We start from the raw sequence: 12,187 nt of genomic DNA, 5'->3' as shown, positions 1-12,187 counted from the left end.
CCGTTTGCGAGGCCGCTGGCTGGTTGGCCCGGCTCACCTCATTCATAGATATCCAGTCGCCCTTCCGTCAGGATCATGCGTCGGGCATTGATCTGGTCCATCAGGGCCAGATCGTGGGTCGCGATCACGACCGCCGTGCCCAGCCGGTTCAATTCCATGAAGAGGCTGAGAAGGCGGCGCGCCATGGGTGGGTCTACATTGCCCGTCGGCTCGTCCGCAAGCAAGATCTCCGGCCGGTCCATCAGGGCGCGGGCAATCGCCGCACGCTGCTTCTCGCCGCCCGAAAGCACCGGCGGCAGCACGTTGATGCGCTCTCCCAGGCCGACCCATTTCAAAAGGTCGATCACGTCATTGCGATAGGAAGACTCGTCCTTGCCGCGTACTCTGAGCGGCAGCGCGACGTTCTCATAGGTCGTCAGGTGGTCGAGCAGGCGAAAATCCTGGAAGACGATGCCGACGCGTCGGCGCAGCATCGGAAACTCGCCGCGTGGAATCTGCGACAGGTCGCGCCCGAACATGCGGATGATGCCGCGCGTCGGGTTGAGCGACATGAACAGCAATCTCAGCAGCGTCGTCTTGCCCGCACCGGAAGGCCCGGTGAGAAACTGGAAGGACCGCTTCGGAATGTCGAAGGTCATGTCCCGGAGAATTTCCGGTCCCATGCCGTAACGCAGCCCGACATTTTCGAAATGGATCAACGGAGAATCGAGTCCTGATTGAATGGATACCCGGCGGTCATCTCTTAATGCCGCGGGTAAACGAAGAGTAAATCAAGCGGTCAAAAGGGCGATTTTCAGGCCGAATTTGCAATGTGTTAACCATTCCAATTTACGACTGGCCGGAATTTCTTTCAATGCCCGGCCGAGGCGATGTCGAGACGGTCGGGAGAAGAGGGTATCATGAGCACCTTCAGCGACCGTCGGCAAGCCAGGGCCAACGTGACGATCGACATCCTGCCACCCGAGGACGGTACCGCAAAAGTGATCCACTTTCGCCGGCCGAACGAGGTTGTCGATGCCCATTTCGAGCCGGTGAGAAGTCCGTCTTCGCACCGAGCCGCCCCCGATCACGCAGTGACAATGCCAACGACCGGCGTCCCGCGCCGAAGGCAACGCCGCGATCTGCGCCTCCAATCAACTTCGCCACCGTCACCAACGCCATCGAGCACCGCCTGCTGCGTCTGTCGCCCGATGCCTTCCTCGCGCTCGTGGCAGCCATTTCTGTCGCCGTCTTCACGATGTTCGGCGGCCTGTCGCTGATCAATGGATCCGGTGAGGCGCCGGTACCCGGGCCGGCGCTGGACATCACCCATGTCACGATGACGCCGCAGGATGCCAACGGCATGCGCGTTCTCCTGATCAACGGCATCGTCGAGAACCGGACCGAAGGCCGTCTTGCCATGCCATCGATCCGCGCCGAGCTGATGTCCGGCGAGACGATCGTCGCCAGCACGCTGATCACCACCGAAACCACTCAGATCGGCGGGCGCGAGAGCTATGGCTTTTCCGCCCGCGTGCCGCATCCCGGTGGAAAACTGCCGGATCTTCGGCTCGCGCTGACGGATCGGGGCGCTTAGCGCTTTGGCTTGCAGGGCAGGATGTGTTATCGGCGGGCTTTGAAGGGACATTCAGGAGAAGCCCATGCCCGTCGTGCGCGGCAAGCAGATCGAACCGCTATTCACCGCTGAGCAGATCGCCGAGCGCAATCGCGCCATCGCCGCCCAGATCGCAGCAGGCCCGACCAAGGACCTCCTGGTCATCGCCGTCCTTAAGGGCTCGTTCATCTTCGCCGCCGATCTTCTGCGTGCGCTGCATGAGACAGGCCTTGCCCCGGAAGTCGAGTTCATCACCCTGTCGAGCTACGGTACCGGGACGGTTTCCCAGGGCGTGCGCATCGTCAAGGATATCGACAGCGACGTGCATGGCCGCGACATTCTCCTGATCGACGACATTCTCGAATCCGGGCGCACGCTGAAATTCGCCAAGGAACTGCTCTACGAGCGCGGCGCGAACCATGTGTCGCTGGCCGTCCTTCTCGACAAGAAGGTCAAGCGCAAGGAAGAGCTTGAGGCGGACCATGTCGGCTTCGAATGCCCCGACTATTTCGTCGTTGGCTACGGCATGGATGTGGCCTACGCTTTCCGCGAACTGCCCTTCGTCGGCGTCGTCACCGGCGACGCGTAAGCAGATACCGCTCAGATGCAGGAATTCGCATCGAAGCGGTGTCAAGGCGTTAACCATGGCGGCCCCCGATCGCGGGCCGTTTACTCCTCGACAAGGAAAGTCTGGTCATTTGCTCCCGATTTGAAACACGGGAGCGATGATCGCTATGGCCAAAATCCTGATTACCGAAGACGAGGAATCTCTGCGCCGCTTCGTCGCCAGAGCCCTTCGCCTGGATGGCCATGAAACCTTCGAGGCCGGCGATGGCGCCGAGGGCCTGGAACGGCTCGACGAAGGCTCCTACGACCTGCTTCTTTCCGATATCCGCATGCCTGTCATGGACGGTATCGAACTCGCCCACCAGGCCGCCGCCCGCTTTCCGCAGATGAAGATCCTGCTGATGACCGGCTACGCCGAACAACGCGAACGGGCGGACGACCTCGCCGCCAAGATCGTCGACGTCGTGCCGAAGCCGTTTGCATTGCCGGATATCCGCAAGGCAGTCGCCATGGCGCTCGCCGGAATGCCGCGTCACGCGGCTTGAGTGGGGCGGAATTTTTGCCCCTCTCCAACAAAATCTAAGACTTAGCTGAAGCTAAGATCGTGATTTTGTATCCTCTCCCGCAAGGGGAGAGGTAGGCTCCGAGCGTGCCGCATCGGCATCTCTCCCTTGCGGGAGAGAAAGCGATTTCAAGATCTTAGCCGAAGGCTAAGTCTTAGAAATCGCAAGAGAGGGGCCGTATCTCACTCCGAGCCCTCACCTGATCTCCAGCAACCGTTCCAGATATTGCCGCTCGGCATCGCCCGAGAGCGCGCCACCCAGCTTCTCGCGGATCGCGTCGAGGATCTCGCGCGCACGCTGCACGTCGATCTCGTCCGGCACCTTCACCTGATCGCCGAAATCCGGGCCGGACGTGGCGCGGGGACGGCCCAGCGGGTCGCGGCCGTTCTGGCCGCCCTGATTGGCCATGCCTTCGCCCTCGCCATTCTGCTGGCCTTCCTGTCCCTGGCCCTGCTGCATGGCCTGCATCATCTGCTGCATCATGTTCTGGGCACCCTGGCGCAGCGCGTTCAATGCGTTGCCCTGACCCTGCACGGCCTGCTCGCCTTCGCCCTGGCCGAGCGCCTGGCCGGCATTGCCCATTTCGCGCTCCGCCTGGCCAAAGCCTTCGCCGGGCTGCATGCCCATGCCCTTCAGCGCCTGTTGCAACTCGCCGAGCTTCTTGCCGAGGCCTTCCTGCTGGGCGCGGAGGTTCTTCAGTGCCTCGCGTAGCTGTTCTGCCGTCATCTGGCCGGGGTCCTGCTGGCCCTGGCCTTGCTGACCTTGCCCCTGCTGGCCTTGCTGAGCCTGACCCTGTTGGCCCTGCTGACCTTGCTGCTGCTGATCGCCTTCACCTTGCTGGTCGGGATCGCCGCGCTGCATGCGGTCGCGCAGCGCCTGGTCCAGCTTGAAGGTCTGGTCCATCAGCCGCTGCTGCTCCTGCATGATCTCGCCGAGCTTGTCGATCTGCTGACGCATCTGGCTGTTCTGCTGCTGTTGCTGGCCCTGCTGGCCGCGCTGCGGGCGACCGGCCTGCAGGTTGTTCATCATCCGCTGCATCTCGTTCAGCATCTGCTGGGCGGCATCGCGGTTGCCGGAACGGGCCAGGTTCTCGATCTGGTCCATCATGTTCTGCAGGTCGCGCTGGCGAATGACGTTCTGCGCCTGCATGTTCTGCTGTCCCCTTGGCGCATTCTGCATCCGCTGGGCAAGCTCGTTCATGAACTGCTGCATTGCCTCGCGCATTTCCTGCATCAGGCGGGCGATCTCCTGGTCATTGGCGCCGTTCTGCAGTGCTTCGGAGAGATTGCGCTGGGCATCGCGCAGCCGGCGTTCGGCAAGCGACAGATCGCCGTCCTCGATGCCTAAAGCGATTTCCCAGAGATAGTCAGCCGTATCCTTTAACTGCTCGTCCGTGCGGGCAAGCTTCATGCGCTCCAGTGCGGAACGGATCAGCAGGAAGTGGCTGAGGTTCGGAATGGTTTCGTCGGGGCGGATGGCAAGCGCTTCGTTCAGCTCGATCGCCTTGGGCATCTGGCGGGTGTCGAGCGCAAAAACCTGTCGCTGTTCGGCGACGGCTGCAGCCAGAGGCTCGGAGAAGCCACGGCCTGGCAGGATCATCTCATGGGCGGGGCTGCGGCCCGTCTGGCCGGCGCCATCGGTTGCGACGAGAGTGACGCGGACGCGCTTGCCGGCGAGCGGATGTTCGATCAGGCTGCGGCTGGTCAGGCCCTTGAGTTCCTGGCCTCTCTGCTGGCGAGGCAGATCGAGACGATATTCCGGCAGCGGATAGAGCGGGGTGGCGGCCGGATCCTGCGGGCCGGCCGGTTCGATCAGCGCATGAGCTTCGCGGATGCCGTAATCGTCCTTGGCGCGGAAGCCGATCTCCAGCGCGCCGTTGACCGAGCGCTTCGGCTGGCCTTCGAAAGCGATTTCGGGGGCGCGGTCCGGGGTGACGTTGAAGGTCCAGCTCTGGCCATTGACCGAAAGCTCGCCGCTTTCGCCGACCGCCATGGCATAGGTGCGCGGCGGCAGCGGCTGGTCGCCACTCTGGCTGGACTGAGATGCCGCAGGCTGTGCCGCCGGTGTCGAGGCGGCGGTATCGCTTGAGACAGAGGGTTTTTGCGCGGCTTCCGCTGCCTTCTTGGCGGCGGCCTTGGCTTCTTCCGTCTGCAGGGTCGCTGCATCGCCCTCGGCCGGCGAGAAGACCACAGCCTCTTCGCCTTCGCCGCCCGTCACGCGTACGGTGAGCGCGGAGTTCTGCGGAATGGAGACGGGGCCGGCATTGTTCTGCGCCTGCTGGCCAGTCAGGAAGATCGGCGCGCGGCCGGTATAGGAAGGCGGCGTCAGCCAGGCGTCGATGCGCAGATCCGGGTTGATGCTCGGTGCTGCCGGCGCCGGCTGGAAGGCATCGCCGATAGTGCCGCCGCCATTGGAGAAGGAGTAGCCGAGTGCGATGGCGAACACGAGTGCTGGAACTGCACGCAGCGCAAACCGGTCGTGGCGGGCGATGTCCGGGCGCGGCATGCCGGCATCGAGCGCGGCGATGCGCTCCGCCATGCGGATCTGGTGCTCTTTCCAAAGCGCGCGGGAGAAGGGGGTCTCGAAGGCCGGTTCATCTTCCTGCACGCCGACGGGCTGGTGCGGCAAGTTGTTGCGATCCTCGAGCAGCCGGTCGGCATCATTGGCATCCGGCCAGCGAACCCGCGTGATTGGCAGAAGAGCATAAACGAAGCCGAGAGCGAAGACGGCGAGCAGGACCCAGCGCAGCCAGTCCGGCGAGACGCGGAAGATGCCAAACCAGGATGCCGACATAAAGAGTGCGGCGACGCCGAGCGGCGCGATCGCGAGCGGCAGCGTGCGCTCGCAGAACAGGACGAACCGGGCGAAGGAACGTTTCAAGGCCACGCGGCGGGCGAGCGTCGTATGCGTCTCGAAGGCACCTTTGCGGGTAGCGCTCATGCGGTCCGTCTCCAGTCGTGGCGGCGCGAACAAGCACTCAAGATAGCAGTCTTTGTGGCGAAGACGAGGGCAGGCATGGGCCAGCCCCCATATTTTGGGCGGTTTCCCGCAATTGTGAATGTCGCGTCAAACGCGAGGAAAGGCTCTAACCCAGCCATGACGGCACGGAATCGAGAGCGATCAGCTCCTCATACGTGCCGCGCGGACGGATGACGTGGAACTCGGAGCCATTGACCAGGACTTCCGGAACCAGAAGCCTCGTATTGTAGGTTCCGGCCTGGACCGCGCCATAGGCGCCGGCGGACGAGACGGCGAACAGGTCGCCGGGCTTCGGCACCGCCATATCGCGGTCGAGCGCCAGGTAATCGCCCGTCTCGCAGACGGGACCGACGAGATCGGCCTTCACATGCGGGACATCCTTGTCCGGCACGACGACGGGACGCACGCCGTGATAGGCATCGTAAAGCGTCGGGCGGATCAGGTCGTTCATGGCGCCGTCGACGATGACGAAGGTCTTTTCACCCGCGTCCTTCACATAAAGCACTTCGGTGACGAGAATGCCGGCATTGCCGACGATCAGGCGGCCCGGCTCGGTGACGATCCGGCAGCCGAGGCTCTTCAGCTCGTCGGTGACGATCTCGGCATAGGCGGTCGGTTCCGGCGGCGGATTGTTGTCGGCGTGATAGGGAATGCCCAGCCCGCCGCCGACATCCACATGGGTAATGCCATGGCCGTCGGCGCGCAGGGTGTCGACCAGCTCGCGCAGCAGCTTGAAGGCATCGCGGAACGGCTGCAGCTCAGTGATCTGGCTGCCGATATGCATGTCGATGCCGGTCACCTCGATGCCCGGCAGCGTTGCAGCATGGGCATAGACATCACGGGCGCGCTTGTAGGAAATGCCGAACTTGTTTTCCTTCTTGCCCGTCGAGATCTTGGCATGGGTGCGGGCATCGACATCGGGGTTGATGCGGAAGGAGACGTGCGCCTTCCTGCCGGCCTTGATGGCGCGCAGGTTCAGCACTTCCAGTTCCGGCTCGGATTCGACGTTGAAACAGTAGATGCCGGCTTCGAGGGCGAAATCCATCTCGGCCACGGTCTTGCCGACGCCGGAAAAGACGATGCGCTCGGGCGGGATGCCGGCGGCCAGCGCGCGGCGCAGTTCGCCGCCCGAGACCACGTCGGCACCGGCGCCGAGCCGGGCCAGCGTCTTCAGCACCGCCTGGTTGGAATTGGCCTTCATCGCATAGCAGACCATGGCGTCTACGCCGTCGAACGCCTTGGCGAAGACCTTGTAGTGACGCTCCAGCGTCGCGGTCGAATAGACGTAGAAGGGCGTGCCCACGGCCTTGGCGATCTCGGGAATGGCAACGTTCTCGGCGTGCAGCACGCCGTCGATATACTGGAAATGGTTCACGGCAATTCTCGAGAATAAAGGGGCGTCGAATTACAGAAGCGGGTCGAGGACGAAGGGGCGCTCGGGGGCCGGCTGGTTCTTCTGCTCGTTCGTCTTGCGAACGTTCTGCTGTTCCACCGGCGTGCTCGGGCGGTCGAGATCACCCTTTCGGCCGCAGCCGATAACGACAGCGCCGGCAAGGCTCAGGGCAAAGGTGATGCGGGCAATTCTGACCAGCGACTTCGACATTCTCTTCCTTCTCCGGCACATGATGGCGAAACTTTCATAGCGAAGTTCCACGCGCTTGTGCAGTCATTAATCCGGCATCTTATGTGGTTGGGGACGCGCCGCTCAGTTGCGGCCGCGCCAGTAGGCGATCTGCTTCCGGACTTCCGTCGGCGCGGTGCCGCCAAAACTCTGGCGGCTGGCTACGGAGGCATCGACCGTCAATACGTCGAAGACCTTCTCGTTGATCGCCGGATTGATCGCCTTCAGCTCGTCGAGCGAGAGCTCGGCAAGCTCGCAGCCCTTCTTTTCGGCCAGCGCCACGGCATGGCCGGTTGCATGGTGGGCGTCGCGGAACGGCAGGCCCGCCTCGCGCACCAGCCAGTCGGCCAGATCGGTCGCGGTCGAATAGCCCGAGCCGGCGGCGGCGCGCATGCGGTCTTCTCGGATCGTCATGTCGCGCATCATGCCGGTCATGGCGGCGATCGCCAGTTCCAGGTTCTCGGCGGCGTCGAAGACCTGTTCCTTGTCTTCCTGCATGTCCTTGGAATAGGCGAGCGGCAGGCCCTTCATGACGGTCAAGAGCGCCACCAGCGAGCCGTTGATGCGGCCGGTCTTGGCGCGCACCAGTTCGGCCGCATCCGGGTTCTTCTTCTGCGGCATGATGGAGGAACCGGTGGAAAACGCGTCGGAGAGGCGCACGAAGCCGAATTGCGGCGTCGACCAGATGACGATTTCTTCGGCAAGGCGTGACAGATGCATGGCGCAGATGGCGGCAACCGAGAGGAATTCCAGCGCGAAGTCGCGGTCGGACACGGTGTCGATCGAATTGCGGGTCGGCTCACGGAAGCCGAGCGCCTTCGCCGTCATGTGGCGGTCGATCGGGAAGCCGGTGCCGGCCAGCGCTGCCGCGCCGATCGGGCTTTCGTCCAGGTGGTCGATCGCGTGGCGCACACGGGCGCGGTCGCGGCCGAACATTTCGACATAGGCCATGCAGTGATGGCCGAAGGTCACCGGCTGGGCGGTCTGAAGATGGGTGAAGCCCGGCATCACCGTCTCGGCATGCTCCTCGGCGCGATCGAGAAAGGCCGCGATCAGGTCGGTCAGCATGCGCTCAGTCTTGACGAGTTCTTCCTTCACCCAGAGGCGGAAGTCGAGCGCCACCTGGTCGTTGCGCGAGCGGGCAGTGTGCAGGCGGCCGGCGGCAGGGCCGATCAGCGTCGCAAGCCGCGCCTCGACATTCATGTGAATGTCTTCGAGCTTGCGGGAGAACTGGAACTGGCCGCTTTCGATCTCTGACATGATCGTGTTCAGGCCGGTGACGATCTGGTCTTTATCTTCGGGCGAAATGATGCCTTTTTCGGCCAGCATGGTCGCATGGGCGATCGAGCCGCGAATATCCTGGGCGAACAGCTTCTTGTCGAAACCGATCGAGGCATTTATCTCCTCCATGATCGCATCCGGCCCGGAAGCGAAGCGCCCGCCCCACATCTGGTTGGAAGATGTCGCGTCCTTCGTATCGGCCATGAGATATCAGTCCTGGAGTTAAGTAATGACGTCCAAAAGACCGCTTGGTCTCCTTCCGCCCGATTGATCATGATTGCCGCCGTCGCGGGGATCCTTGCCGGCGCCGTGGCGGTATACGTGAGGAGCATGGGGTCTGGCAATGGCATGGACGGCGGTGCGGCAAGCCAAATGGCCGCCTCCGCCGGGCAATGCGAGGGTGCTGTCGATCTCGCCAGATCGGTTGCCGCCTTCTCGAAGGGCGAGGTCGCCGCGATGGTCGAGGCACAGCCGCCGCGGACGCTCGACCTGAGCTTCAAGGGACCGGAAGGCCAGGACCTGAAGACCGCCGATCTCGCCGGCAAGACCGTGCTGCTCAACCTATGGGCCACCTGGTGCGTGCCGTGCCGTGAGGAAATGCCGGCACTCAATGCGCTGCAGGGCGCTATGGGTGGCAACGATTTCGAGGTCGTGGCGGTCAATATCGATACCGGCAGCGATCAGAAGCCGAGGAACTTCTATCAGGACTACAAGCTCGACAAGCTTTCCTTCTACCAGGACAGCTCGATGGGCGTGTTCAACGCGCTGAAAAAGGAAGGCCTCGCCTTCGGCCTGCCCGCGACGCTGATCCTCGACAAAAATGGCTGCCTGATCGGCTCGATGAACGGCCCCGCCGCCTGGGACAGCGAGGATGCCAAGGCACTGGTGAAGGCTGCGAAGGGCGTTTGACCAGTAATTTGTATGGATGACGGCTGCCGTCTGTAATGATACTATCCGGCATTATCGCTGGAATAGATCCATGACCCTTCAAATTCGCGATGCGCGAGCCCGGGAACTTGCCGAGAAGCTTGCCAGGAAGCGCAAGGTGACGATGACGGCTGCCGTCATCCAGGCACTTGAAGAAGAGTTGAAGCGGGAAACCGCGAAAGTGCCTCTGTCGCAAAGGATCGCCCGCATTGCCGGCGACCTCAAGGCTCAGGGCGGGCCGAATGGTCGCGTGCCGAGCAAGCAGGAAATCGATGACTTGTGGGGCCAGCCCTGATGTTCATCGACACGTCGGTGATCATTGCTCTGCTCGCCGATGAGCTTGACGCAGTTCATTACGCCGAACGTATCGAGAGGTCGACAGGATGCCTTACATCGGGTCTTGTCATTCTCGAGGCCTCCATGCGGCTGGGCTTAATGCTGGATATTGATCCTGTCGCAGTTGAAGCCCGTATCCGATCTCTGCTTGCGGAGGCGAAGATTTCAGTGATGCCAATCGATGACGTTGTTGCGACTGCGGCGGTTGGTGCCTTTGCACGATACGGCAAAGGGCGGGGTCATCCCGCCCAACTCAATCTGGCCGATTGCATGTCCTATGCCTGTGCGAAAGTCCAGGCCGTGCCCTTGCTGTTCAAGGGCAATGATTTCTCCCACACCGATATCACGCGCGGTTAAAGCGCCTACCGCGTCGGAACCGGCGTCTCGCCGCGATAATCGTAGAAGCCGCGGCCGGATTTGCGGCCGAGCCAGCCGGCCTCGACATATTTCACCAGAAGCGGGCAGGGGCGGTACTTCGAATCCGCGAGCCCGTCATGCAGCACCTGCATGATCGACAGACAGGTGTCGAGGCCGATGAAATCGGCAAGCTGCAACGGGCCCATCGGATGGTTGGCGCCGAGCTTCATCGCGGTGTCGATCGCCTCGACCGAGCCGACGCCTTCATAGAGCGTGTAGATCGCCTCGTTGATCATCGGCAGCAGGATACGGTTGACGATGAAGGCCGGAAAATCTTCGGCGACCGTGGTCGTCTTGTCGAGCGCCGTCACATAGTCCTTGGCGGCGCGGAAGGTCGGCTCGTCGGTGGCGATGCCGCGCACCAGTTCGACCAGCTTCATGACCGGCACCGGGTTCATGAAATGGATGCCCATGAAGCGCTCGGGACGGTCGGTCGCGGCAGCAAGCCGGGTGATCGAAAGCGAGGACGTGTTGGTGGCCAGCAGCGCTTCCGGCTTCAGGACGGGGCAGACCTGCGCATAGATCTTGCGCTTCACGCTTTCGTCTTCGGTCGCGGCCTCGATGACCATGTCCATCGGCGCCAGATCGTTGACATCGGCCGAGCCGGAGATGCGGGAAAGCGCCGCGTTGCGCTCCTCGTCGGACAGCTTGCCGTTGGAAACCTGGCGGGCGAGATTGCCGTTGATCGTCGCGAGAGCGCCTTCGATGCGGTCCTTTGACAGGTCGTACATCTGCACATTGTAGCCGGCCAGCGCCGAAACATGTGCAATTCCACAACCCATCTGGCCTGCGCCTATGACGCCGATATTCTTCATGACGATGTTTTGCCTCGCTCCCTTTGCGGACGCGCATTCGTTCACGCACCCGCTTATGAAAATGCCGGACTGCCTGTTGGCCGCCCGGCAAAATTTCTATTCCGCTATAGCGGGTTTTTCCAGCACTTTTCGCGCTTGCGAAAAGTGATTTGCCTCAAAGCGCCTTTTCGAGCTTCGGCAGGATGTCGAAGAGATCACCGACGAGACCATAGTCGGCGACCTGGAAGATCGGTGCTTCCTCGTCCTTGTTGATCGCGACGATGACCTTGGAATCCTTCATGCCGGCGAGATGCTGGATCGCGCCGGAAATACCGACCGCGATATAGAGCTGTGGTGCGACGACCTTGCCGGTCTGGCCGACCTGCCAGTCGTTCGGGGCATAGCCCGCATCGACGGCGGCGCGGGATGCACCGACGGCAGCACCAAGCTTGTCGGCCACCGGCAGGATCACCTCCTGGAACTTTTCCGAGGAGCCGAGAGCTCGACCGCCGGAGATGATGATCTTGGCAGAGGTCAGCTCGGGGCGCTCGGAGGAGGAGAGCGCATCGGAGACGAAGCTCGATACGCCCGGGTTTGCGGCAGCCGAGGCGCTTTCGACGGAAGCCGAGCCGCCTTCGCCGGCTGCGGCAAAGGATGCCGTGCGCACGGTGATGACCTTTTTGGCGTCGGTCGACTGGACGGTCTGGATCGCGTTGCCGGCATAGATCGGACGCTTGAACGTGTCGGCGGAGACGACTTCGATGATTTCCGACACCTGCATCACGTCGAGCAGGGCTGCGACGCGGGGCATGATGTTCTTGGCCGAGGTCGTGGCCGGCGCGATGATCGTGTCATAGGCAGGCGCCAGCGAAACGATGAGGGCTGCGACCGGCTCTGCCAGGTTGTTGGCAAGGCTGGCGTCGTCTGCGAGCAGAACCTTGGAGACGCCGGCAAGCTTGGCGGCGGCATCGGCTGCAGCCTGCGCACCCGAGCCTGCGACGAGAACATGAACGTCGCCACCGATCTGGGTGGCGGCAGTCAGCGCTTTCGCCGTCTGGTCGGAGAGCGTCGCATTGTCGTGTTCGGCGAAAAGAAGAATAGCCATGAT

Annotated in this window: 13 protein-coding genes and 1 pseudogene; 6 read left to right on the top strand and 8 right to left on the bottom strand. The window is 62.6% G+C overall.

The window, feature by feature from the left end:
• Positions 1-38: 38 nt before the first annotated feature.
• Both ftsE and N7E02_RS12585 read right to left on the bottom strand, forming a co-directional pair.
• Positions 39-698: a cell division ATP-binding protein FtsE gene (gene ftsE / locus N7E02_RS12590; protein WP_286582286.1), complete on the bottom strand. Its 660-nt coding sequence runs from the start codon at positions 696-698 to the stop codon at positions 39-41.
• Between the two features lie 72 nt (positions 699-770).
• The gene (locus tag N7E02_RS12585; RefSeq protein ID WP_286582284.1) at positions 771-1,133 is read right to left on the bottom strand and encodes a hypothetical protein; all 363 of its coding nucleotides are present in this window, start codon (positions 1,131-1,133) and stop codon (positions 771-773) included.
• A 74-nt stretch (positions 1,134-1,207) separates the two neighbouring features.
• On the opposite strand from N7E02_RS12585, the gene N7E02_RS12580 reads away from it, so the two are divergent.
• The 3 genes from N7E02_RS12580 (at position 1,208) to N7E02_RS12570 (ending at position 2,706) form a co-directional block, all read left to right on the top strand.
• A complete protein-coding gene (locus N7E02_RS12580; RefSeq protein WP_286582283.1) occupies positions 1,208-1,576 on the top strand; it encodes a hypothetical protein in 369 nt (122 codons plus the stop codon).
• A gap of 64 nt (positions 1,577-1,640) precedes the next feature.
• On the top strand, positions 1,641-2,183 hold the full coding sequence (hpt, locus tag N7E02_RS12575) for a hypoxanthine phosphoribosyltransferase (RefSeq protein ID WP_286582282.1): 543 nt from the start codon (positions 1,641-1,643) through the stop codon (positions 2,181-2,183).
• 145 nt (positions 2,184-2,328) lie between these two features.
• Entirely contained in the window at positions 2,329-2,706 is a 378-nt protein-coding gene (locus N7E02_RS12570; protein ID WP_092999464.1) for a response regulator, read from the top strand.
• A 213-nt stretch (positions 2,707-2,919) separates the two neighbouring features.
• Here the strand turns inward: N7E02_RS12570 and N7E02_RS12565 are convergent, their stop codons facing one another.
• The 4 genes from N7E02_RS12565 to argH form a co-directional block, all read right to left on the bottom strand.
• Positions 2,920-5,664, bottom strand: a complete 2,745-nt coding sequence (locus N7E02_RS12565; protein WP_286582279.1) for a TIGR02302 family protein — start codon at positions 5,662-5,664, stop codon at positions 2,920-2,922.
• Between the two features lie 145 nt (positions 5,665-5,809).
• The gene (gene lysA / locus N7E02_RS12560) at positions 5,810-7,078 is read right to left on the bottom strand and encodes a diaminopimelate decarboxylase (RefSeq protein WP_286582278.1); all 1,269 of its coding nucleotides are present in this window, start codon (positions 7,076-7,078) and stop codon (positions 5,810-5,812) included.
• Positions 7,079-7,108: 30 nt separating this feature from the next.
• Positions 7,109-7,306 carry an LPS translocon maturation chaperone LptM gene (gene lptM / locus N7E02_RS12555; RefSeq protein WP_286582277.1) on the bottom strand — a complete coding sequence of 66 codons (198 nt, stop codon included), beginning with the start codon at positions 7,304-7,306 and terminating at the stop codon, positions 7,109-7,111.
• Positions 7,307-7,408: 102 nt separating this feature from the next.
• Positions 7,409-8,809 carry an argininosuccinate lyase gene (gene argH, locus N7E02_RS12550; protein WP_286582276.1) on the bottom strand — a complete coding sequence of 467 codons (1,401 nt, stop codon included), beginning with the start codon at positions 8,807-8,809 and terminating at the stop codon, positions 7,409-7,411.
• A gap of 25 nt (positions 8,810-8,834) precedes the next feature.
• On the opposite strand from argH, the pseudogene tlpA reads away from it, so the two are divergent.
• The 3 genes and pseudogenes from tlpA (at position 8,835) to N7E02_RS12535 (ending at position 10,225) form a co-directional block, all read left to right on the top strand.
• Positions 8,835-9,514 (top strand): annotated as a pseudogene (gene tlpA, locus N7E02_RS12545) (thiol:disulfide interchange protein TlpA).
• A gap of 70 nt (positions 9,515-9,584) precedes the next feature.
• Positions 9,585-9,827, top strand: coding sequence for a type II toxin-antitoxin system VapB family antitoxin (locus tag N7E02_RS12540; RefSeq protein WP_286582275.1), 243 nt, complete (start codon positions 9,585-9,587; stop codon positions 9,825-9,827).
• Positions 9,827-10,225 (top strand): type II toxin-antitoxin system VapC family toxin, encoded by a 399-nt coding sequence (locus N7E02_RS12535; RefSeq protein ID WP_286582273.1) that lies wholly within the window; start codon positions 9,827-9,829, stop codon positions 10,223-10,225. Before N7E02_RS12540 ends, N7E02_RS12535 begins: the two co-directional genes overlap by 1 nt.
• 5 nt (positions 10,226-10,230) lie before the next feature.
• Here the strand turns inward: N7E02_RS12535 and N7E02_RS12530 are convergent, their stop codons facing one another.
• The gene (locus tag N7E02_RS12530; protein WP_286582271.1) at positions 10,231-11,100 is read right to left on the bottom strand and encodes a 3-hydroxybutyryl-CoA dehydrogenase; all 870 of its coding nucleotides are present in this window, start codon (positions 11,098-11,100) and stop codon (positions 10,231-10,233) included.
• 154 nt (positions 11,101-11,254) lie between these two features.
• Positions 11,255-12,184 carry an electron transfer flavoprotein subunit alpha/FixB family protein gene (locus N7E02_RS12525; RefSeq protein ID WP_286582270.1) on the bottom strand — a complete coding sequence of 310 codons (930 nt, stop codon included), beginning with the start codon at positions 12,182-12,184 and terminating at the stop codon, positions 11,255-11,257.
• Positions 12,185-12,187: the final 3 nt, after the last annotated feature.

Source organism: Terrirhizobium terrae (genome assembly GCF_030323265.1).
GTDB lineage: Bacteria > Pseudomonadota > Alphaproteobacteria > Rhizobiales > Rhizobiaceae > Neorhizobium.
This window is presented reverse-complemented; position numbering and strand designations above follow the sequence as displayed.

Bases quoted from the DNA above. Each gene is read 5' to 3' on its own strand.
- hpt (WP_286582282.1), top strand. From the start codon at position 1,641: ATGCCCGTCGTGCGCGGCAAGCAGATCGAACCGCTATTCACCGCTGAG.
- N7E02_RS12570 (WP_092999464.1), top strand. From the start codon at position 2,329: ATGGCCAAAATCCTGATTACCGAAGACGAGGAATCTCTGCGCCGCTTC.
- N7E02_RS12565 (WP_286582279.1), bottom strand. From the start codon at position 5,664: ATGAGCGCTACCCGCAAAGGTGCCTTCGAGACGCATACGACGCTCGCC.
- lptM (WP_286582277.1), bottom strand. From the start codon at position 7,306: ATGTCGAAGTCGCTGGTCAGAATTGCCCGCATCACCTTTGCCCTGAGC.
- argH (WP_286582276.1), bottom strand. From the start codon at position 8,809: ATGGCCGATACGAAGGACGCGACATCTTCCAACCAGATGTGGGGCGGG.
- N7E02_RS12540 (WP_286582275.1), top strand. From the start codon at position 9,585: ATGACCCTTCAAATTCGCGATGCGCGAGCCCGGGAACTTGCCGAGAAG.
- N7E02_RS12535 (WP_286582273.1), top strand. From the start codon at position 9,827: ATGTTCATCGACACGTCGGTGATCATTGCTCTGCTCGCCGATGAGCTT.
- N7E02_RS12530 (WP_286582271.1), bottom strand. From the start codon at position 11,100: ATGAAGAATATCGGCGTCATAGGCGCAGGCCAGATGGGTTGTGGAATT.
- N7E02_RS12525 (WP_286582270.1), bottom strand. From the start codon at position 12,184: ATGGCTATTCTTCTTTTCGCCGAACACGACAATGCGACGCTCTCCGAC.